Annotated in this window: 21 protein-coding genes; 10 read left to right on the forward strand and 11 right to left on the reverse strand. The window is 43.6% G+C overall.

Features of this window, described 5'->3' with window-relative positions; all coding sequences use genetic code 11:
• Nucleotides 1-48: 48 nt before the first annotated feature.
• Nucleotides 49-1,218 (reverse strand): phosphoribosylglycinamide formyltransferase 2, encoded by a 1,170-nt coding sequence (purT, locus tag BGM23_RS20765; RefSeq protein ID WP_257182391.1) that lies wholly within the window; start codon nt 1,216-1,218, stop codon nt 49-51.
• 215 nt (nt 1,219-1,433) lie between these two features.
• Between purT and BGM23_RS20770 the strand changes: the two genes are divergently transcribed.
• From BGM23_RS20770 to BGM23_RS20785, 4 genes are all read left to right on the forward strand, one after another.
• Nucleotides 1,434-2,261 (forward strand): AraC family ligand binding domain-containing protein, encoded by an 828-nt coding sequence (locus BGM23_RS20770; RefSeq protein WP_003246321.1) that lies wholly within the window; start codon nt 1,434-1,436, stop codon nt 2,259-2,261.
• On the forward strand, nt 2,258-3,178 hold the full coding sequence (locus tag BGM23_RS20775) for a DMT family transporter (protein WP_003234873.1): 921 nt from the start codon (nt 2,258-2,260) through the stop codon (nt 3,176-3,178). The genes BGM23_RS20770 and BGM23_RS20775 overlap by 4 nt, the downstream gene beginning before the upstream one ends.
• Before the next feature lie 74 nt (nt 3,179-3,252).
• On the forward strand, nt 3,253-5,433 hold the full coding sequence (locus BGM23_RS20780) for a glycoside hydrolase domain-containing protein (protein WP_015252935.1): 2,181 nt from the start codon (nt 3,253-3,255) through the stop codon (nt 5,431-5,433).
• A 64-nt stretch (nt 5,434-5,497) separates the two neighbouring features.
• A complete protein-coding gene (locus BGM23_RS20785; protein WP_029726949.1) occupies nt 5,498-5,926 on the forward strand; it encodes a hypothetical protein in 429 nt (142 codons plus the stop codon).
• A gap of 34 nt (nt 5,927-5,960) precedes the next feature.
• On the opposite strand, the gene BGM23_RS20790 is transcribed toward BGM23_RS20785, so the two are convergent.
• The 3 genes from BGM23_RS20790 to BGM23_RS20800 form a co-directional block, all read right to left on the reverse strand.
• Nucleotides 5,961-7,211 (reverse strand): MFS transporter, encoded by a 1,251-nt coding sequence (locus tag BGM23_RS20790; RefSeq protein ID WP_029726948.1) that lies wholly within the window; start codon nt 7,209-7,211, stop codon nt 5,961-5,963.
• The gene (locus tag BGM23_RS20795; RefSeq protein WP_015252938.1) at nt 7,208-8,125 is read right to left on the reverse strand and encodes a bifunctional helix-turn-helix transcriptional regulator/GNAT family N-acetyltransferase; all 918 of its coding nucleotides are present in this window, start codon (nt 8,123-8,125) and stop codon (nt 7,208-7,210) included. The genes BGM23_RS20790 and BGM23_RS20795 overlap by 4 nt, the downstream gene beginning before the upstream one ends.
• 91 nt (nt 8,126-8,216) lie before the next feature.
• Nucleotides 8,217-8,465 carry a YbeF family protein gene (locus BGM23_RS20800; protein ID WP_003234879.1) on the reverse strand — a complete coding sequence of 83 codons (249 nt, stop codon included), beginning with the start codon at nt 8,463-8,465 and terminating at the stop codon, nt 8,217-8,219.
• Between the two features lie 296 nt (nt 8,466-8,761).
• Between BGM23_RS20800 and glpT the strand changes: the two genes are divergently transcribed.
• Both glpT and BGM23_RS20810 read left to right on the forward strand, forming a co-directional pair.
• On the forward strand, nt 8,762-10,096 hold the full coding sequence (glpT, locus tag BGM23_RS20805) for a glycerol-3-phosphate transporter (RefSeq protein WP_003246460.1): 1,335 nt from the start codon (nt 8,762-8,764) through the stop codon (nt 10,094-10,096).
• Nucleotides 10,097-10,194: 98 nt separating this feature from the next.
• Nucleotides 10,195-11,076: a glycerophosphodiester phosphodiesterase gene (locus BGM23_RS20810; RefSeq protein ID WP_029726947.1), complete on the forward strand. Its 882-nt coding sequence runs from the start codon at nt 10,195-10,197 to the stop codon at nt 11,074-11,076.
• Between the two features lie 46 nt (nt 11,077-11,122).
• Here BGM23_RS20810 and BGM23_RS20815 read toward each other — a convergent pair whose 3' ends face one another.
• Complete coding sequence (locus BGM23_RS20815; protein ID WP_029726946.1) at nt 11,123-12,742, reverse strand: glutamate/serine transporter AimA; 1,620 nt, start codon at nt 12,740-12,742, stop codon at nt 11,123-11,125.
• 267 nt (nt 12,743-13,009) lie between these two features.
• On the opposite strand from BGM23_RS20815, the gene BGM23_RS20820 reads away from it, so the two are divergent.
• Nucleotides 13,010-13,270, forward strand: a complete 261-nt coding sequence (locus BGM23_RS20820; protein ID WP_003234883.1) for a hypothetical protein — start codon at nt 13,010-13,012, stop codon at nt 13,268-13,270.
• A gap of 40 nt (nt 13,271-13,310) precedes the next feature.
• Here BGM23_RS20820 and cypC read toward each other — a convergent pair whose 3' ends face one another.
• A complete protein-coding gene (cypC, locus tag BGM23_RS20825; RefSeq protein WP_046664305.1) occupies nt 13,311-14,564 on the reverse strand; it encodes a CYP152 family fatty-acid peroxygenase CypC in 1,254 nt (417 codons plus the stop codon).
• Between the two features lie 172 nt (nt 14,565-14,736).
• On the opposite strand from cypC, the gene blaOXA reads away from it, so the two are divergent.
• Entirely contained in the window at nt 14,737-15,540 is an 804-nt protein-coding gene (blaOXA, locus tag BGM23_RS20830; protein WP_046664306.1) for a class D beta-lactamase, read from the forward strand.
• Between the two features lie 26 nt (nt 15,541-15,566).
• Here the strand turns inward: blaOXA and BGM23_RS20835 are convergent, their stop codons facing one another.
• The 4 genes from BGM23_RS20835 to BGM23_RS20850 all read right to left on the reverse strand — a co-directional run bounded on the left by BGM23_RS20835 (nt 15,567) and on the right by BGM23_RS20850 (nt 19,016).
• Nucleotides 15,567-15,758, reverse strand: coding sequence for a DUF5370 family protein (locus tag BGM23_RS20835; protein ID WP_003234886.1), 192 nt, complete (start codon nt 15,756-15,758; stop codon nt 15,567-15,569).
• A 16-nt stretch (nt 15,759-15,774) separates the two neighbouring features.
• On the reverse strand, nt 15,775-16,023 hold the full coding sequence (csgA, locus tag BGM23_RS20840; protein WP_003234887.1) for a sigma-G-dependent sporulation-specific acid-soluble spore protein CsgA: 249 nt from the start codon (nt 16,021-16,023) through the stop codon (nt 15,775-15,777).
• A 111-nt stretch (nt 16,024-16,134) separates the two neighbouring features.
• Nucleotides 16,135-17,523, reverse strand: a complete 1,389-nt coding sequence (locus BGM23_RS20845; RefSeq protein WP_015252942.1) for an amino acid permease — start codon at nt 17,521-17,523, stop codon at nt 16,135-16,137.
• 308 nt (nt 17,524-17,831) lie between these two features.
• Nucleotides 17,832-19,016 carry a DUF4885 domain-containing protein gene (locus BGM23_RS20850; RefSeq protein WP_046664307.1) on the reverse strand — a complete coding sequence of 395 codons (1,185 nt, stop codon included), beginning with the start codon at nt 19,014-19,016 and terminating at the stop codon, nt 17,832-17,834.
• Between the two features lie 131 nt (nt 19,017-19,147).
• On the opposite strand from BGM23_RS20850, the gene BGM23_RS20855 reads away from it, so the two are divergent.
• Nucleotides 19,148-20,005, forward strand: a complete 858-nt coding sequence (locus BGM23_RS20855; protein WP_015252944.1) for a hypothetical protein — start codon at nt 19,148-19,150, stop codon at nt 20,003-20,005.
• An 85-nt stretch (nt 20,006-20,090) separates the two neighbouring features.
• Complete coding sequence (locus BGM23_RS20860; protein ID WP_029726940.1) at nt 20,091-20,861, forward strand: serine/threonine protein kinase; 771 nt, start codon at nt 20,091-20,093, stop codon at nt 20,859-20,861.
• On the opposite strand, the gene BGM23_RS20865 is transcribed toward BGM23_RS20860, so the two are convergent.
• Complete coding sequence (locus tag BGM23_RS20865) at nt 20,846-21,109, reverse strand: hypothetical protein (RefSeq protein ID WP_046664308.1); 264 nt, start codon at nt 21,107-21,109, stop codon at nt 20,846-20,848. The two genes, BGM23_RS20860 and BGM23_RS20865, sit on opposite strands and share 16 nt — an antisense overlap.
• Between the last annotated feature and the right edge of the window lie 7 nt (nt 21,110-21,116).

Below are 21,116 nucleotides of genomic sequence, written 5' to 3' on the forward strand. Positions count from 1 at the left end.
GAGGAAGAAAAAAACAGGCCTTGTACCATGACAAGGCCTGCTCAAACTCTATTTTATCGTTAGCTGGTCCAACGCTTTCTTTGCATTCTCTCTTGCCGTTTCAACTGTATCAGCAGCAGAAAGCGCAACTGCCATACGACGTCCGGCTTTCGTTATCGGCTTTCCAAAGACGCGCATTTGAGTCTTTGGGACTGCCAGTGCGTTTTCCAATCCTTCAACAGTGTAATCCGCTAATTCTTCCGGCGCTTTGAGGGGCCTACTGGCGCCAGGAGAAAGCTGTGTGATTTCTGTAATCGGAAAGCCGAGAATCGCCCGGACATGCAGCGCAAATTCTGACAAATTTTGCGTCACCAGCGTGACAAGACCCGTATCATGCGGACGAGGAGATACCTCACTGAAATATACCCTATCTTTCGCAAGGAACAGCTCAACACCAAACAGGCCGTATCCGCCAAGCTCATCCGTGATCGTTTTCGCAATATGCTTCGCTTCTTCTATTTGCTGCTCTGTCATATCATGCGGCTGCCACGATTCGATATAATCCCCGTCCTTTTGCACATGACCGATCGGCTCACAAAATGCCGTACCGTTAACCGCACGTACGGTTAAGAGTGTGATTTCTGATTCGAAAGGGATAAACTCCTCAACGATCACGCGGCCGTTTTTCACCCGTCCGCCTTCCATCGCCGTCTCCCAGCAGCTCTCTAAATCCGCTTCAGAGCGGCACACACTTTGGCCTTTTCCAGAAGAACTCATCAATGGTTTAACGACACAAGGAAAACCGATCTGAGCTGCCGCTTGTATAAATTCATCATATGTATTCGCAAATTCATAGCCAGCTGTCGCAAGTCCAAGCGTTTCCGCCGCAAGTCGTCTGATGCCTTCCCGATCCATCGTCAGCTTGGCCGCACGGGCATTCGGGATAACGTGAAATCCTTCCTCTTCAAGCTTCAGCAATTCATCCGTCGCAATCGCCTCAACCTCAGGCACAATCAAATCCGGATTTTCTTTCTCAATGATGGTTCTGATCTGCTCTGGGTCCAGCATATCAACGACATAACTGTTATGCGCGACCTGCATCGCCGGAGCATGCTCGTAACTGTCAACTGCCACCGTCTGTACCCCAAGACGCTGGGCTTCAATCACTACCTCTTTACCTAATTCACCTGAACCTAACAATAAAACCTTCTTTGATTGATACATCTTTGCCCCTCCTATCTGTTCCAAACCATTATAACTGAAATATTTGAAAAATAAATTTTTATTAAAAAAGATAAAATTATTATTGAGGGTTAAAATCTTTTAAATTCTTAAACGAAAGCAGACAAATAACGGTCTGCTTTCTCTATTCCTAAACAGCAACATCATACAAGAAATCCCCCAAAATCATGCTACACTTAATCCAAGACCACCACACCGACAGGAGGCATCCCATGCAAAACGAAACCCGCACACTGCAGCTTGACCCACACCTTCATATAGAAGCCTACCGCTTCAAGGGAATTATGCAGAAGTTCCCGAACCACTTTCACGATTATTATGTGATTGGATTTATTGAAAAAGGGCAACGGTATCTGGCCTGTCAGGATCAAGAATATATCATCAATCCAGGTGATCTTCTCCTCTTTAACCCCCGTGACACGCATAGCTGTGAACAGATTGACGGCCGGACGCTTGATTATCGGTGTATCAATGTCATGCCGGATATCATGGAGAAGGCGGTGAAAGAGATTACTGGCTCCGGGCATCTCCCTTATTTCTCCCAGCATGTGTTATTCCGCCATGAGCTGACAGCCAGCCTGCAGGAATTGCATATTTTGATATCCGAGGAAAAACAAGCTTTGCGTAAGGAGGAGCTGTTTCTTCATCTATTAGAGGAGCTGATCCGCCATTATTCAGATGTCACGTTCCTTAGCAGCGTTCCAGAACCATCAGACGAAGTCAAAATGGTTTGTGAATTTTTAGAAGAGCATTATGCCGAAAATGTTACACTCAATGATTTGAGTGAATTAACAGGCTGGAGCAAGTATCATTTATTGCGTTCATTTACAAAACAAAAAGGCATTACCCCTAATAGCTACATGGAAACAATCCGGATTAATCAAGCCAAAAAACTCCTTGAACAAGGGGTAAGGCCGATTGATGCGGCATTTCAGACAGGATTCAGCGATCAGAGTCATATGACGAAGTTTTTTAAACGGCAGGTGGGGCTGACGCCGAAGCAATACATGAAGATTTTTGAAAAGGAGCTTCACAGATGAACATACAAAGAGAAACTTCGGGGCATATCGCAGCCATTGTGACCATTCTGATTTGGGGGACGACCTTTATTTCGACAAAAGTTCTGCTGGCTGACTTCTCTCCAATGGAAATATTATTTTATCGGTTTTTGATGGGCTTTATCGCTCTTATCCTCGTCCGTCCCAACATGATTCCGTTCAGAAATTGGCGGCAGGAGCTGTTGTTTGCCGGAGCTGGTTTATTTGGCGTAACCTTATACTTTCTATTAGAAAATATAGCTCTCACCTATACATACGCCTCCAATGTCGGCATGATCGTGTCCATTATACCGATGATCACTGCGGTTTTGGCCCATTTTCTGCTCGAAGGCGAAAAATTGCGTCTGACTTTTTTGATTGGATTTATCTCGGCACTGATCGGGCTTTTATTGATTACGTTTAACGGCAATGTGGTACTGCGTCTAAATCCGCTCGGAGACATCATGGCAGCCGGGGCTGCTCTCGTGTTTGGCGGATACTCGATATTCATGAAAAAATTAAGCGCCTACGAATACCACATCATCGAGCTGACACAGAGAGTATTTTTGTATGGTTTATTGTTTATGGTTCCCGCTTTATTTTTGTTCGACTTCCATTTTGACCTAAGCCGATTTTCATCTGCTTCAAATATACTCAACATGCTTTTCTTAGGGATTGGCGCTTCTGCCCTGTGCTTCGCCACTTGGAATTATTCAGTTGGAGTGCTCGGAGCCGTCAAATCCAGTGCGTATATTTACATGGTCCCGGTTATCACGATCGCCGCTTCTGTCCTGATTCTGCACGAAAACATGACATGGATCGCTCTTCTAGGAGGCGCGCTTACACTTTTAGGCCTCTACATTTCAGAGCTGAAACCGAAAGCGAAGCTGTTGGAGAACGGATGTAAAATGGATGCTTAACGGCATCCATTTTTTTATTTTGTCCTACGTTTGCCACCTATAAATGAACGCAATCTAACAAAGGAGGAATCGAAATGGTTGATGAAATGGTCTTAATCACACAGCAATGGCTGAACGATACGTACAGCGGCAAACATGGGTATAACCCAGTTGAAGAAAGCGGGAAAACTGGGTGGGATACGATCTACGGTCTGACTCGGGCGCTTCAAATTGAATTGGGTATCTCAGAGCCAGCCGATAACTTCGGGCCGACAACACAGCGCTTATTTAAGCCTCTTAAACGCCAAGCTCCAGATTCAAAACCAAGCAACATGAATTTTATTTTACAAGGGGCTTTATGGTGTAAAGGCTTTAATCCCGGCGGTTTTACAGGCGTCTTTTACGAAAAAACAGAAAATGCGGTAAAAGAATTTCAAAAAGCTGCCGGACTGACAACACAGGATGGGATTGTCACCACGTTAATTATGAAAGCCTTATTAGACATGAGCGCTTTTAAGCTGGTGTCTGGGGGTGATTCAAGAATTCGCCAGATTCAACAAAACTTAAATCGAGACTACAATGACTATATCGGGTTAATGCCTTGTGACGGACTGTATGGCCGCGATACAAATAAAGCTCTTATTTATGCCCTGCAAAAAGAAGAAGGCATGAGCACAAGTGTTGCCAATGGATTTTTCGGAAACGGCACCACAAGTTTGTGCCCTACTTTAACTCCCGGCGATTCAAGAACAGGATTTGTCTTAATTGTTCAGTACGCCCTCTATTGTAACGGAAAATCGTTCGATCCTGGTGAGTTTGACGGCAAATATGGTGTGGGTGTTGTTTCAGCTGTTAAAGCATTTCAAGAGTTCATGTGCCTGCCGCAAACAGGTTATGCAGATATGCCAACCATTAAAGCTTTATTATCAAGCTCAGGAGACACAACTCGCGCCGCTTCTGCTTGTGACACTGCTACAATTATAACCGCAGAAAAAGCTCAAACACTGCGGAATAACGGTTATAAAACGGTTGGCAGATATTTGACCGGAAATGTGCGGACAAGCAGCGGCCTCACATCTAAAGCCCTGACATCTAAAGAGCTTGCAGTTATTCTTGATGCCGGATTGAAGGTTTTCCCAATTTATCAAGACGGCGGCTATGAATCTTCTTATTTTGTCAAAGACCAAGGCACAAGAGATGCATATAGTGCCGCTTCTGCTGCTAGAAGATTAGGTTTTCCGTCAGGCACGACCATTTATTTCGCTGTCGATTTTGATGCATACGATTATGAAGTGACCGATAAAATCATTCCTTATTTCCAAGAGATTAAGTCAGCATTTACAAAAATGCAGACATTTTCAACCGCACCTAAGTATGAAATAGGGGTTTACGGACCAAGAAACATTTGTATCCGTACATCTGAAGCAGGACTGACAAAGTATAGTTTTGTGGCAAATATGTCAACAGGATTTAGCGGCAATCTCGGCTATCCGATGCCAAACAACTGGGCCTTTGATCAATTTTATGAAGGAACCATCGGAAGCGGTTCTGGAAGCATCGGGATTGATAAAGACGGATTTTCAGGAAGAGACTCAGGTGCAAGCAATGTAAATCCGCCGTCTGATCCGGTATATGATGCAAGGCTGCGTACACTGACAGACATTTTATCTACCATTCCGGCTTTAGAAAATCTAACAAGTTTGGCAAACGCGATGTTTGAATTTGATACGACAGAAACCATTTTCACATCACCTGAGTTGGATATTATTCTATCAACTTCACTTCTGGCAACCATACCAAGTGAAGGTTCACCAAACACAATTACCATTACAAATGGTAAACCAGGTGCCTATATCACGGGTTTATTGGGCGACACTCAAACGTCTCTCACTGCGTCACAAATCGACTCTTATCAAAACCTTTTAAATAGTCTGAGCTTATCAGTACGCAACGGTTATTTGGAGGTTTATGTAAATCCAACAGCTGAATCTTTAAATATTCAAATTAAAATCTATACACCTGATATTCCAGTCGGTGACAATATCACAACTGGACTAACGACTACGATTACGTTTAAAATAAAACAGAAGCACTTTACTTTACCAGATACTGAGGAAGTATACTCACCAGATTGGGATACTATTGTCAACAACATGCTTGTGGTAGGTACAGGTATCTTAATTGTTGCTGGTATTGGTGCATTAGTATTAACGGTAGGTCCTGAAATGGGAGCTGCTGCAGTACTCTTCCGTACATTTTTAGCACTTTTTAAATAATATTGTTTCTCCATGAGTCCTGTAGGGATTCATGGAGTTCTTCTTAAAAAAGGGGGGATACTGTATGAAAAGTAATATACATAAATATCAGGAGATCACAAAAAAAATAGAAACTGACTTGTACCCTATCAGTCAAAACGATAATGATTTACTTTCGTACCTAATGAAACAAGACTCTTTCACACTTAACCAAATGAAATTGTGTTTAATTGAACCACAGCTCACATTCAAACACACTGTCAAAATCGTATTTACAGTAACATTAATAACGTTATATATTTATTTTTTCAGTTCTCATTATAATGATTTAATAGAAATGGGTGTACAAATGTTTTTTGTGTTAATTGGCCTAATATGGGTATTTGGTGTTTACCCATTTTCAAGAAAAGTTCAAATTTCAGAACGCTTCAAACAAAAATCCGAAAACGCCCGCATAGTCGGTATGATCGACTTCGTATTAGAACAAAAATACAAAAAAAGCATCTTTGAATAATCTCGAAATCAGAGATGCTTTCCCTTTGTCCTCATCACTTGTCTACCACAGACGCACTGTCACGCGTGACCGCCGCAGGCTCCCTCAGCATCACATTCATTACGCTCGCAAGCACGAGCATTCCAATCGACAAATAAAAAGCCAGTGTATACTCACCCGTTACCGTATAGATGACGCCGGGCACATACGCACCTAGTGCCGATCCGATCTGATGGGCGAGTGACAGCCAGCCAATCATGAGGCCGATCGAGTAGTTTTGAAAGTACTGGGTGGCGAGCATTTGAGTCGGTGCTACCGTTGCAAAATCCACTAATCCAAACAGAATCGCAAAGGTTAAAAGCAAGTAGGGCTCGTGGCTGTAAATAAGAATCACGATCGACAGCGCCCGCACCGCATATAAAAAGCACAGGATTTTCCGGCTGCTCCACCGATCCGCTACAATTCCGGACAGCAAGATGCCAGCAATATTAAAGCCTGCCAGCAGACTGACAGCAGCACTCGTGACTGTCGTTGAAAAGCCATGATCATGAGAAAACGGAATCAAATGGGTATCCATCAGCCCCACGGTCGTAAAACCACAGATCAAAAACGGAAAAATCAAGAACCAGAATTGCCTCATACGAAACATCCCGGCCACTGAAAGAGCTGTTGTTTTGGGTGCTGTTTCTTTTTCTGATGCAGCCAGTCCGCCTATCGGCTCTGTATTCTTTTCTGAAGGATTGTTCCGAAGCATCAGCAGCGCAGCCGGAAAGACAATCACGATTAACAGCAGTCCCAACACCACAACCGTCAGCTTCCAGCTAAACCAATGGATTAACATGAGTGAGCCGGGAACGAGAAGCATTTGCCCCGCGCCAAAGCCTGCTTCCATGATCCCAAAGGCTAGTCCCCGCTTTTTGCTGAACCAATTGACGACCAATACACTTGCCGCCACATTCGACGCTCCTCCCACTCCAAGCGAGACACCCAGCCCATAAAGCAAAAACAGCTGCCAAGGCGAAGTCACAAGGTATGTTAAGAAAATGCTGACTCCTGTCAGTAACGCACTCCATGCCAAAACAGCCCGGGCACCCCATTTGTCCACAAGCCGACCGATCACAGGCTGTGATATGCCATAAACAATAAAACTCACCGTCGAAATCAGCGAGATGGTGCTTCTATCGATTGAAAACTGCCGTTCCCACGGCTCCACAAACGCACCAAACGACAGCCGCACCCCCTGAACCGCCAATAAGATCAAAAAGGTGACGGAGACGATGATCCACGCATAATGCAGTCTTTTCATGACAGCTCCAAATCCCACCGTTCTTCTGTCAGCTGCTGTCCCCATAATGGCGCTTCTTGTTTTACTTCACTTATCCTGAATCCAAATTTTTTATAGAGCGGACGAGCCTCAGCCATCGTGCTCACCGTCCAAAGGAAAATGCGGTCAAACTTCATGTCTTGGCAGTATGCAACCAGATGCTCCAGCAATTGCGTGCCAAGCCCCCTGCCCCGAAAATCCGCATCAACCAGAAACCATCTGAGCTGGACTGTCTTTTCATCGTGCTTGACCAACCCGACAGAGCCGGCAAATTTCCCGCCGCTTTCCGCAATCCATATTTTTTCGATGTCAGCGTCAAATGTCTCCTGAAGATAAGCTAAAAACGTGTCATCCCAACCGTGAGCCTCCGCGTAAAATTGTCTTTGTTTCTCAATAAGGAGTTGAAGATCCTCCGAAAGAAAATAATCTCTAATCGATATCTCTGATGCTCTGGCAGAAAGCGACTGTGAAAGGATCGCTTCAATCTCTGCCATCGCCTCGGCAAGCTTGTGCTGCTCCTTTTGGTTGATTTCCTTCAGCATCAGTTCTACTTGTTCGTTGGCTTTCTCCTCCAGCTTTTTATAAATCGTTTTTCCTGTTTCTGTGACAAAAATGTAATGGTGGCGGGCGTCATCTTTGCTCCTCTGTTTATAAATCAAATCTTCTTTTTCAAACTGCTTCACAATCCTGCTGACATATCCCCGGTCAAGCCCCAGCTTATCCTGAAGAGCTTTTGCCGTACAATTAGGCGTATTATAAATCTCAAATAAAATCCGTGTTTCTGTTAAGGAAAACGGGCTGTCGTAAATGTGCTCATTAAGGAAACCAAGGACGTTTGTATAAAATCGATTGAACTTTCTGAATTTTAACCCGACAGATGATTCTCTTGTTTTCAAATCAATCCCCACTTTCTAATATCGTTGACTAAAGCAATTATAATCACATATAGTTGCTTTAGTCAACGATATGTTAGAAAGTGAGGTCTTTTTAATTTCCTGATTCCTTCCTTTTCCTTACCACAATCAATGTGATATAGGATAAAGCCAGAGAAACCAAGCTATAGACAACAGCCCATCCCAAAAATGATTGATTAAAAATGGTAAAGGTGAGCACAAGAGAAATCACCAAACTAAGCATTGGCATCAGATACGGGTTTTTACAAATACAGGTCCCGACAATCGATAGCAGCATAATTCCTAACGGTAAAATAAAGAATGCGATATCTAATTCATCCACCTTTAAACAGCCTCCCTCCAGATTTTTATGTTACTAGTAAAAAAATATAATTGCATTTAGTAAAAGGATAATATTTACTTCCCTAAGGCCCAATTTGAAAATTACCCGTTTACATTCGCTCCGGACTATGATAATTTAAGAAAGCGCTATCATGATAAGTTAATAGCTTGGATGGAGATGAGGAGAGCCAGGAATCCAACCCCTTTTGACAAGGGGTGTTTTCTGGCTCTATTTATTTTTTGGGAAAGGAGGCACGCCACACATCCAGCACAAACAGCAAAGGGGGATAATTATTAATGCTTAATATATTTAAACCGGCTCCTCATATTGAGAGACTGGATGATTCAAAGATGGATGCGGCATACAAACGGCTCAGGCTGCAAGTATTCATTGGTATTTTCATTGGCTACGCAGGCTACTACCTGCTGCGGAAAAACTTTGCCTTTGCCATTCCTTATCTGCAGGAACAGGGATTTTCGAAAACAGAACTGGGTTTGGTGCTGGCCGCTGTGTCCATAGCGTACGGCTTCAGCAAATTCATCATGGGAATGGTGTCTGACCGCTGTAATCCGAGATATTTTCTGGCGACAGGCCTATTTTTATCAGCAATCGTTAATATTCTATTCGTTTCAATGCCTTGGGTGACTTCGAGCGTCACCATCATGTTTATTTTTATGTTTATCAATGGATGGTTTCAAGGAATGGGCTGGCCGCCATGCGGCAGGACGATGGCCCATTGGTTCTCCATAAGTGAACGCGGCACAAAAATGTCGATCTGGAATGTCGCCCATAACATAGGCGGCGGTATTCTTGCTCCGCTTGTCACTCTTGGGATCGCGATGTTCGTCACTTGGAAAAGCGTGTTTTTCTTCCCTGCCATCATCGCCATTATCATTTCATTTTTAATTGTTTTATTGGTTCGTGATACGCCTCAATCCTGCGGACTCCCGCCAATTGAAGAGTATCGGAATGACTATCCAAAACACGCTTTTAAAAATCAGGAAAAAGAATTAACAACAAAAGAAATTCTTTTTCAATATGTGCTGAACAACAAATTTCTTTGGTACATCGCTTTTGCCAATGTATTTGTTTATTTCGTGCGATACGGCGTGGTTGACTGGGCGCCTACTTACTTAACAGAAGCCAAAGGCTTTTCTCCTGAAGACTCACGCTGGTCGTATTTTCTTTACGAATACGCAGGCATACCGGGAACGATCTTGTGCGGCTGGATCAGTGACCGATTCTTCAAAAGCCGCCGGGCACCGGCAGGCGTTTTGTTTATGGCGGGTGTTTTCATTGCCGTATTGGTGTACTGGCTGAATCCGGCCGGCAATCCGCTCGTGGACAATATCGCCCTGATCAGCATTGGCTTCTTAATCTACGGACCTGTTATGCTGATCGGCCTGCAAGCGATCGATCTAGCACCGAAAAAAGCAGCCGGAACTGCAGCCGGTTTGACCGGATTTTTCGGATACATCGGCGGATCCGCCTTCGCAAACGCCATTATGGGCTTTGTCGTGGACCGTTTTAACTGGAACGGCGGCTTTATCATGCTGATCTCATCCTGCATTCTTGCCATCGTCTTCTTGGCTTTGACGTGGAATACAGGAAAACGGGCAGAGCATGTTTAAGAAAGACACATAAAAGATTAATAGTTTTCCAACACGCCGTTTACATCCGTTTTTTAATATGAAAGACAGGTAGTGCTTATCTATAAGGAGGAGAAATCATGAGAAAAAATAGAATACTGGCCTTGTTTGTTCTGTCGCTGGGCTTACTCTCATTTATGGTAACGCCAGTGTCGGCAGCGTCAAAAGGAAACCTGCTGTCACCTGACCGTATCCTGACCGTCGCGCACAGAGGGGCTTCTGGATATGTGCCTGAGCACACGATTCTGTCTTACGAAACCGCTCAGAAAATGAAGGCTGATTATATTGAATTGGATCTGCAAATGACAAAAGACGGGAAATTGATTGTCATGCATGACGAAAAACTGGACCGCACCACAAACGGAACGGGCTGGGTGAAAGACCATACGCTCGCAGACATTAAGAAGCTTGACGCCGGTTCTTGGTTTAATGAAGCCTATCCGGAAAAAGCAAAGCCGCAGTACGTCAGCCTTAAAGTTCCTACATTAGAAGAGGTATTAGACCGTTTCGGAAAGCACGCGAACTACTACATTGAAACAAAATCGCCTGACACCTACCCAGGTATGGAAGAAAAACTGATCGCTTCTTTGCAGAAACATAAATTACTAGGGAAGCATTCTAAGCCAGGCCAGGTGATCATTCAATCGTTCAGCAAAGAAAGCCTGGTAAAAGTCCATCAATTACAGCCAAACCTGCCGACCGTTCAATTGCTGGAAGCCAAACAAATGGCGTCAATGACAGATGCTGCCCTGGAAGAAATCAAAACATACGCTGTCGGTGCGGGCCCGGATTATAAAGCTTTAAATCAAGAAAACGTCCGTATGATCCGCAGCCACGGCCTCCTGCTTCACCCTTACACAGTCAATAATGAAGCTGATATGCATCGCCTGCTTGATTGGGGCGTAACAGGAGTGTTCACCAACTATCCTGATCTTTTCCACAAAGTAAAAAAGGGTTATTAAAAGCAAAAAACCTTGCGACAACTATCGCAAGGTTTTCTTATTTATTTTATTCTTTTCCGGCAGCAGCTTCTGACTGTCCATTAAGCAGCTGAGAATTTATCTCTTTCGCATCCTTTAAGTATTCTGTCTGGTAGCCACTCTTCAGCGCCCACACATAGAATACAAGTGATACCATCGCAATCAGAACCATATCCCAGCCATAATGAATGACATTCAGGCCGCCGAATTTATCACTGCCCAAATAAGAAATGACCATCATGGCCAGCAGATAAAACACCATCCAAACGCCGGCTTTGAAGTTTCGGCCAAACCCTTTCCATTTCGCCTTCGCCTGATAATAGAAATAAATCGGAAGACCGATCAGGATAATAAACAGGACCTGCCCTGTTAACGGCCAGCGCGCCCAATACAGCACCAGTGACGCAAAGATAAATCCTAGCGGCGCAATCACGTTTAAACCTTTTAAACGAAGAGGCCTGTACAGGTCTTTCCCCGTCCGTCTCAATGTCATGACTGTGATCGGGCCGGTGATATAAGAAATTAACGTAGCAACGGAAATAATTTCCGCTAATACGCCCCACCCTCTGAACAGGAACAAAAAGATGAACGACACAATCAAGTTAAAGAACATTGCTTGTCGCGGAACGCCGTAAATCGGATGAAGCTTCCCGAATATACTCGGCATGTATTTGTTTTTTTCCATTCCGTAAATCATTCGGGACGTTGTCGCCGTATACGTAATCCCCGTTCCAGACGGTGATACAAATGCATCTGCATATAACACAATAACAAGCCAGTTAATATTCAGCGCAATCGCCAGATCAGCAAAAGGAGAATTAAAATTCAGATGGCTCCAGCCGTGAGCAATATCAGAAGGATTCACCGCTCCGATGAAGGCGATCTGCAGCAGGACATAAATCACTGTCGCAACGAAAAGAGAGCCAACAACCGCAATCGGAATTGATTTCCCCGGTTTTTTTGCTTCACCCGCCATATTAATCGGGCTTTGGAAACCGTTAAACGCAAAAACGATACCAGAAGTGGCAACCGCCGTCAGCACACTTGCCCAGCCATTCGGCGCAATGCTTTGACCGCCAGTAAAGTTTTCTCCGTGGAATCCGACAAACAGCAAAGCTCCAATCGTAAGACCCGGAATAATAATTTTAAAAATCGTAATTAATGAATTCGCTTTCGAAAATAGATTGACTGTCCAGTAGTTCAGCAGAAAATAAATGAGAAGCAATACAGAGGCAAATGCTAGCCCTTCCCCAGTCAGCGTTCCATTCTTCACCAAACCGCTTGTCCATTTCGCCCATTCCCATGGCCAAGAACTCATATATTGAACAGAGGCCACCGCTTCAACCGGAATGACGGACACAATTGCAATCCAGTTGGCCCAGCCCGCAATAAAACCGATAAACGAACCGTGTGAATATTGCGTATATTTTACCATTCCCCCCGCTTCAGGGAACATAGAACCTAGTTCACTATAAGAAAGAGCAATAAATAAAATGACGACCATTCCAATAACCCATGAAATAATAGCAGCTGGTCCTGCTATTTGAGCAGCACGCCAAGCCCCGAACAGCCAGCCTGAACCGATCATCGACCCGAGCCCGACCATCATGAGGGAAAACGTTCCCATTCTTCGATGCAATTGATTCATATCGTAAACACCTTTCATGTATGATGACATTCTCTTGCTAATTATATTATTATTCTGATTACTTTACTTTGTCAATATTTATCGAATTTTGACTGAAACGATAATAAGTCAATGTATATTACCTTCCAATACAGGAATGAAGTCACTAATTTCTTCTTAAATGGAATTTACTGTGAATCCCAATGATAAAAACACAATAGGTTTAGCTATTTCCAAAACGGGAATGATACAGGAAACACTATTCTTAAAATAGAAAGGAGTATCACCATGAAACAAAAGCTGTTACTTTCAGGTCTCGCTGTTTCAACTGTCGGCATCACTTCTTATCTATTAAAAGACCCGTCAAATCGCCAAAAGGCAAGAGAATTCATTCACAGCATGAAGATGAAAATAACAAAACAGCCAGACATGGAAACGTTCCCAGTTGATAAAGCCGGCCACCCGGACCCGCAAGATATCGAGGACAACAAAATGGTATCAGAAGGCTCCATGTATCCCGTCCAATACTACGATGAAAAAAAGAAGTAATCAAAAAGCTCTCTTCGATAAAGGAAGAGAGCTTTTTAATTTAACTTTTTCGTCTGATTCCGCTCATTACGAAGCCGCTTTCAGGCAATGACGGCATTCTGGCGAGACTGTAATGCAGTGATTGTTCCGGAACATCGTATTCAATCTGATGGACGAGGAAATCCAGGCTCGCTTTCATGACTTCAATTGTAATGCCTTCCCCTGGACAGCGGTGGCCTTTCTCGGCGTGCCCCCCGCCTTGAGGAATCATATCATACGGATTTTCTTCCCGCTCCGCAAATCGTTCCGGCCGGAATTCATCGGGGTGATCCCATAGACGAGGGTCGTGGTTCGTTCCATATACATCAAGCAGCACCGATGTGCCCTTTTTAAACTCACAGTTATTCCATACAAAATCTTTTTTGACAAGCGCCCCTAAAAACGGGCCGAACGGATAATATCTGCGGACCTCCTGCACAAACATTTCTCTTTCCCGGCTGTTTCCAGACCGCAGCCATTCCTTATACTTCGGATGCTCATGAAGCGCCAAAGCTGAAAACACCAGAAAGTAAGAAATGGCGACAATAGGCCGCAGTACATTAATCAGCTCAATGGCTGCCATGCGGGAATCCAGCTGGCTTCCATCTTCTTGTGTGTGAAAAGCCATTTCATGCAGCGCTGTTCCGGGAGTCGTTTTCAGCAAGCCGGCACGAGCATCTTCAATCATGACTTCAATCCACTCTTCCGCACGCGGCCTTGCTCTTCTTCCCTTCCAATGCCGCGGTCCCACAGCACCGAACGCGTCGACCATGTCAATGAAGTCATCCGCCCTCTCTTTGACTTCCGTTTCCTTCAACGGAACACCTGCCCAATAGCACGCTACCCGGCACAGGATTTCTTTTGCTTCTTCAAATAACACAACCTCATCTGCCTTCTCCCATCTTGTGACTGCTGCTTTCCACTCCTCTGTCATCAACTCAGCCAAACGTTTTTGATGCGGCGGTGTCATCAATGACAGAAAAAGCATCTTCCGATGGATATGCGCGCTGCCATCCATTCCCTGAATCGCATTAACACCAAACAGCGATTTCTGCACCCGCTTAGGCAAAGCGTTCTGCCGCTGGAATCGATCCGTATCATAAAACACCTTCGCCGCCTCAGCGCCAGTCATGCAAATAAAGTTTTTTCCCAACAAACGGGCCTGAAACAGATCTGAATTGTAGCGCTCTGTTCTGTTTTTAATAAATAAATACCCTTCCTTCAGCAGTGTCAGGCTGTTATCGAGACTTTTGTCATGTGGAATCTGCTCATTCATCCGCTTACCCTGCCTTCCTTTTTACCCTCTATTTTCACGTTATCTTCCGACTATAAACCCAGTAACAGTATTTGTTTACAAAACCAAATTTAAGCGCTTTTTGATTATTTTTTAAAGGAAGAACAAACGAAAGAGAGAAAAGGTAGTTAATCAAAACGAAGGGGAGAACAAAATGAAAAAATGGATATATGTTGTGCTTGTGCTGAGTATTGCAGGGATCGGCGGCTTCTCCGTCCACGCAGCATCATCTGCTCATGAAAAACACTTGAATGTCAGCAAAATGAATGTCGATGATGAATTCAAGGATACGGATGGAACCTTCATTCTTCACGATTTACAAAAGGATCAGACATTTGTCTATAACAGAAAACGGGCAAATCAAAGACAAACTCCGCAATCCACCTTTAAAGTCGTGAACGCTTTAATCGGTTTGCAGGTCAAAGCTGTAAGAGATGAATACGATGTTAAACGATGGGACGGGGTCAAGCGTGAATTCGAATCATGGAACCGCGACCATACGCTTGGCTCGGCCATGCGCGAATCCGCAATCTGGTATTATCAGGCATTAGCGAGAGATATCGGCGAGGAAAGAATGAAAACATGGCTTCATACACTATCTTACGGCAACGAGGATATCAGCGGGGGAATCGACCAGTTTTGGCTGCAAAGCTCGCTCACAATATCTCCGCTGGAACAAGAAACTTTTTTGGAGAAACTGGCTAACGAGGAGCTTCCATTTGACAAGCCGGTAATGAAAACCGTCAAGCGCATGATGATTCAAGAGGAAGGCGATCATTACACGCTCTACGGGAAAACCGGAACTCGCCTGACAGATATGGGATTAGGATGGTTTGTCGGATTCATCAAAACAGAGCATGGCTCTTATGTCTTTGTCACCAATGTCGATGATTCCGGCACAAAAGCCAAAAACATCACCGTGGATATCCTGAAAAAGTATGGGCTGATCACATCCTAAATAAAAGAGCCCTGCACGACAGGGCTCTAAATCTCATGCTCAAAACAATAATGATTCACAAGCTCTTCAATCAAATCATGATCGGGATATTCCCCGTTAAATTCAAATTCGATTTCTTCCACAAACTCTCCTTGGTGGTACACATGGATGGCTCCGTTTTGACGGACAACGCTAAACTCCGGCTGAAATGTATATCCGCTTCGTTCAATTGCTCCCATTTCTTACCCGCCTTTCTCAAAGCAGTAATTCATACACCTCGTTTAATTCCTTGGCCCGTTTTTGATCCTGTTCATTCTGGGCATACTTAATTTCTTTTTCTAATACATGGTTCAAAAAAGACATTTCATTATCATCTAAGTCTTTTACAAATTCCTCTTCATTTGCATAACGCTTCGCCAGCATCTTCTTGCAAATACGCTGGCACACTTCATTTTCTAGATGATTCGAAAGTGATTCGCGCAAATAACCGAGTGTAACATCCATTTTATGAACACCTTTCCTTCTGCTATCTTTACCCTATAGCTTGCTAAAATAGGGAAAATCCATACGCAAAAAATAAAAAAAGAGACATCCGCGAATGTCTCTTTTTTATCGTTATTCAGCTGCTTGTTCGCTTTTTGTCAAATTGGCCTGCGTGCGTTTGCCAATCCCAAACACATAATAACTAATGACCACAAGCGCTAAGAAAATTACACCTACAATCAGAGAGATACGAGTATCATCGTTAAACCACATGCCAACCAGAACCATCAGCAAGAAAGCAATCGTCAAATAGTTTGTAAAAGGAGCAAACGGCATTTTGAATGGATGTTTATCTAATGCAGCACCCTTCGCTTTTCTGAATCCGATATGGCTGATCAAAATGATAAACCAAGGAATCATCCCTGGGAGCACGCTTGCGCTGTATACATAGACAAAGATCTTCGGCGGAGCGATATAGTTCAGCACAACACCGACAGCCAAACCGATCAGCACCGCAATTGTGCCATACAGCGGCACACCATTGCGTGAAATCTTCTTAAAGAATTTCGGTGCTTGTCCATTGACACCCAGTGTATACAGCATGCGGCCCGCGCTGAAAATACCGCTGTTACAGCCGGACATTGCAGCAGTAATCACGACAAAGTTAATAATGCCGGCCGCTGCCGTAATTCCAATTTTCGAGAACGTAGACACAAACGGACTTCCGAGTGAGTTGAGCTCATCCCAAGGATACACCGTCACGATCACAAAAATAGCACCAATGTAGAAAATCAAAATACGCCAGATAATACTTTGAATCGCATTTCTTAGCGTGTTTTGCGGGTCCTTCGCTTCACCCGCTGTAATCCCGATCAGCTCAACTCCTTGATAGGCCGCAATGACAAGAGACAGTGCAAAGAAGAAACCCGAGAAACCTCCTGCAAAGAAGCCCCCGTGAGACCACAGGTTCGACAAACCGATCGCATCTCCGCCATTGCCAAAACCGAAGAAAATAATTCCGATTCCCGCAATAATCATCAAGATAATCGTCACGATTTTAATCATCGCAAACCAAAACTCAAATTCCCCAAACGACTTAACAGAAATTAAATTCGCCGCACCAAGAATCACCATTGCCACGATACCAGGTATCCAAGCAGGCAAATCCGGGAACCAATACTTCATATAAGAACCGACAGCGATAATTTCTGACATGCCGACGATAATCCACTGGAACCAGTTGCTCCATGCTGTTATATAACCTGCCATCGGATGAATATATTGATGGCCGAACGTCGCAAAAGAACCTGTGCTCGGCTCGACATACAGCATTTCACCCATCGCACGCATAATAAAAAAGATAAAAATTCCGCATATTGCATAAGCCAGAAGGACAGATGGGCCAGTCCATGAAATCGTGCTGGCAGAACCCATAAACAAGCCAACACCGATTGTACCGCCCAAGGCGATCATCTGAATATGGCGCGCGCCCAGGCCCCTCTTTAATTCTTTATTTGCCACTCCTCTTCCTCCTCCTAACATAAATGAGAAAACAGCAGACCTGCTTGCCTTCACATGAATCAGCGATAACAATCAGAAAATTCAAACTTAAAATTGTTATATAATCTCCTAAATTACTTATTTCATCATAATAAATTTCTCTGAAAAATACAATTGTTTTTTTCAGGTAAACACCTTTGTTCAGAGTTTTGAATCGTTCACTTCTTTTAAAATCTTTTATATAAAAATAATAAAATTATTTGAATATTGAAATTAATACACCCCTTAGATTCTCATAAAAAATAAGCTGTTCTACATGAACAGCTTACCTAATAATTCACACCCGTTTGACGCTTTAATGCTTCAAGCCACCCGGTATCTCCGGTCCCATAGCTCTTGCTTTGTCCCACATCTATCAGAGATCCATTGCTGTAATCAATTGATAGGATGAAATCCGGAATGGCATTATACCCGGCTTCCGCGATTTTACTGAGCTCAGAACGATAGTAAGATATAGCATAAGAAGCCGTTTGTTTCTGCACTGGATCTTTTTCAAGCTCTTCCTTATATACTTCCATTAAGTCACGTCCCTCAGGCGTGACGTACCGCCCATCAATCACTTCTAAATCCTTCAAATGGTAGCCTGTAACTTCATACATCTCACGAGCAGCCTGATACTTTTGATAGGCCTCTTCGGAAAATTGTGCTGAATCACTGCTTTGGCTTTTCATGATGTGCAAAAATAGTTCTTTGCTGTTGTCTCCAGATTGCAGCACTTGCTCAATTTGCTTGATCAGATCCTGATCGTCTGTCCCGCTTACCCGCACCTGATAGTCAATCGGTGTGATTGTAAACGTCAGCTCTGTCCCCTCTGGAATATGAATATGGTTTCGATTCAACAGTACTTGCAGCTGCTGGTTAACCTGTCCCCGCTGATACACCTTTTCATTCTCAGCTTCCACTTCCCCATGAAATGTGACATTCCGAAACACAGCATCCTGAAGGTTATAGTTTTGCGCCTTCCCTTTGAATAACCATTCTGTTTCATTATCGTAAGCGGCCTGTCTTTCTGCAGCTGACAGATCACTTCTGAAATAAGGAGACTTTGAATTTTGGTACTTATCCTTAATATAGCCTAATGGATCAGGCTTTGATTTGTTAATCGCATTCATCCTGCTGTATTTTTCATCTAGTATTTTGATTCTGATATCACTCTCAGATTCATAGGGGTTTTGGGATTGAATCACTGTTTCTTCCCCTGTGTCTGTCACTGTTCGATCATTCGCTGATTGATACACTTTGCTGAACGTCCTGCTGTTTCCCGACACGCTGGTTTTAGAATAATTGAACTGATTGATTCCCCCAGTTGAAGATTGTGACTTAAGCCTGCTGTATGCCTTTTCCAGAACTGCCGCTGGATTTTCAGTCGCATTCTCCCGTTTGGCAGGCGCATTCTTGCTCAATATGTTCTGTGCCATCAGCTGAGTGCGGATAAATTGCCGATTCAGACGCATTGAATTCCCTCCCGAGTATTCTCTCTTATTCTTTTTTATCGGCAAAGATAATGTATATATTAACCTCAAAAAACATTTATTTACACCTAAATCGTTATTATGTATGATGGAAATAAAAGGAGGTTGTTTGCATGGTGAAAAAATGGCTTATTCCATTCGCTGTTATGCTGTCTGTCTTATTCACCTTTACGTATTCGGCATCAGCTGTTGGAGTCACTGCTATCACAGGAAACAATTCATTTGATACCGCAATGCCGATCGGTTATTGGAAATATAAAAATATCGATACAACAATACTGGAAGCTGGTCAAGATGAAGCCTATTTCACTTTTACGGCTAATAAGGGAGAAAAAGTATACGTGAGGAGTACATACCAGAGCGCGTATACAGGGATGAAAATTGAAATTTATGATAAGAATAGAATACCTGTTTCTCAAGGGACAGAAGTCATTAACCCTAATACGTTTTCTTCTTTTATTTATGCAAATGCAGACGCCCAAAACACGACAGATACCTTTTATGTGAAAGTGTCACGAGGCACCTATACTGGAAACATGTACTTTACGCTTTCAATTGAAGACCGAATCAAATCAGGCAGCGGAACGTTCCAATTCAGCGGCGTTGCTGAAAATAAAGGAAATACAAGCCTTAGCCCCTCAGGTTCTGACTCCAGCGTGATCAAGGTTGATTTAACAAACCAATCCGGGATACCGCGTGATGCCATTGTAACCAGAGTTCAGACAACCGCCACTCAAACACCAAGCCAGGGAAATACACGCCACCTGATCATGACGAACGAAAACAACGAATGGCGCCGTGCTCTTGTAAACAGCTCGACTTCAGGGTCTTATGATATCTCTTTGTCAGATCAACTCAGTGTGGCAAAGGTATGGAGTTTTAAATATAATACATTAGCGACAGCCAGATCGACGATGAGCAACGTAAAAGCAAAAATAGATTATGAATACGACGTGACAAAGCAGTTTTAACTTATACCGAGCCGGTTATCCGGCTCTTTTTTATTCTCCGTCTAGAAGGTAAACTATAGTCAGTACAACCAAGGGAAGTGCAGACATGGCATTAAAACTTCTAAAAAAACTGCTTTTTGACCGCCCTCTAAAGAACGGCGTTATCTTAAATCATCAATACAAAATCGAAGAGTGCCTCGGTATGGGAGGCTACGGTTTGATTTATTTGTGCACCGATATCCTAACTCAAACACCTTATGTTTTAAAACAGCTTCGGCCAACAAAAGCGAAAAAGGAAAAAGAGAAAGTCCGATTCCAACAGGAAATAAAACTGCTCAAAAGCATTCACCACCCGCAAATTCCGGGCTTCATAGATGAGTTCATCATAGACGGACAGGCTTATTATGTCATGCAGTTCATCGAGGGAGAGAATATAGAAGAATTATTATTTTTTCGAAAACAGCCGTTCACAGAGCTTATGGCGTTACAACTGATTTCGCAGCTGCTTGAGATTATAGAATACCTGCATGATCGCCTTATCTTCCACAGCGACATCAGAACGCCTAATATCATCATCAATGACGGCAGGCTCTGCCTCATCGATTTCGGCCTTGCCAAACAATTGACTCCTGAAGAAATGGAGGAAATAAAGGTACGAAAACAGGATGACTTCTTCGATCTCGGAGAAACGCTGTTATTCCTGCTGTACTCTCAATATAAAGGAAAAAAGAAGAAAAACAGCACTTGGCTGGAGGAATTAACACTGACAAAGGAAGTAATCCGGCTGCTGAAAAGATTATTGGGCATCGAGGAAGAGTATCAGCACACCGCTTCCATTCGCGAGGATCTAAACCGGGCCATTCAATCGGTCACATAAAAAAACCCTTGTCCCAAAAGCGGAACAAGAACTTTTTTTGGATTAACTGCTGCTGTAGCTCCGGCGTTTGTAACGATGACTGCCGCCATAACGGTCATAGTGTCTTCTTTTGCCCGAGCTGCTGCTGTAGCTGCGATAATGTCTGCGCCGACTGCTGCTGTAATGCCGGTGTCTGCGATATCGGTCACTAGAACTGCTTGAGAGGTACTTAATCGTTTTGATGATTTTTTTAAACATATGCTGTTCACCCCATTT

This window comes from Bacillus sp. FJAT-14266 (assembly GCF_001719225.1).
In the GTDB taxonomy this organism is placed as follows: Bacteria; Bacillota; Bacilli; order Bacillales; family Bacillaceae; genus Bacillus; species Bacillus subtilis.

Coding starts and splice junctions, on each gene's coding strand:
- BGM23_RS20770 (WP_003246321.1), top strand. CDS start 1,434: ATGCAAAACGAAACCCGCACACTGCAGCTTGACCCACACCTTCATATA.
- BGM23_RS20775 (WP_003234873.1), top strand. CDS start 2,258: ATGAACATACAAAGAGAAACTTCGGGGCATATCGCAGCCATTGTGACC.
- BGM23_RS20780 (WP_015252935.1), top strand. CDS start 3,253: ATGGTTGATGAAATGGTCTTAATCACACAGCAATGGCTGAACGATACG.
- BGM23_RS20785 (WP_029726949.1), top strand. CDS start 5,498: ATGAAAAGTAATATACATAAATATCAGGAGATCACAAAAAAAATAGAA.
- BGM23_RS20790 (WP_029726948.1), bottom strand. CDS start 7,211: ATGAAAAGACTGCATTATGCGTGGATCATCGTCTCCGTCACCTTTTTG.
- glpT (WP_003246460.1), top strand. CDS start 8,762: ATGCTTAATATATTTAAACCGGCTCCTCATATTGAGAGACTGGATGAT.
- BGM23_RS20810 (WP_029726947.1), top strand. CDS start 10,195: ATGAGAAAAAATAGAATACTGGCCTTGTTTGTTCTGTCGCTGGGCTTA.
- BGM23_RS20815 (WP_029726946.1), bottom strand. CDS start 12,742: ATGAATCAATTGCATCGAAGAATGGGAACGTTTTCCCTCATGATGGTC.
- BGM23_RS20820 (WP_003234883.1), top strand. CDS start 13,010: ATGAAACAAAAGCTGTTACTTTCAGGTCTCGCTGTTTCAACTGTCGGC.
- cypC (WP_046664305.1), bottom strand. CDS start 14,564: ATGAATGAGCAGATTCCACATGACAAAAGTCTCGATAACAGCCTGACA.
- blaOXA (WP_046664306.1), top strand. CDS start 14,737: ATGAAAAAATGGATATATGTTGTGCTTGTGCTGAGTATTGCAGGGATC.
- BGM23_RS20835 (WP_003234886.1), bottom strand. CDS start 15,758: ATGGGAGCAATTGAACGAAGCGGATATACATTTCAGCCGGAGTTTAGC.
- csgA (WP_003234887.1), bottom strand. CDS start 16,023: ATGGATGTTACACTCGGTTATTTGCGCGAATCACTTTCGAATCATCTA.
- BGM23_RS20850 (WP_046664307.1), bottom strand. CDS start 19,016: ATGCGTCTGAATCGGCAATTTATCCGCACTCAGCTGATGGCACAGAAC.
- BGM23_RS20855 (WP_015252944.1), top strand. CDS start 19,148: ATGGTGAAAAAATGGCTTATTCCATTCGCTGTTATGCTGTCTGTCTTA.
- BGM23_RS20860 (WP_029726940.1), top strand. CDS start 20,091: ATGGCATTAAAACTTCTAAAAAAACTGCTTTTTGACCGCCCTCTAAAG.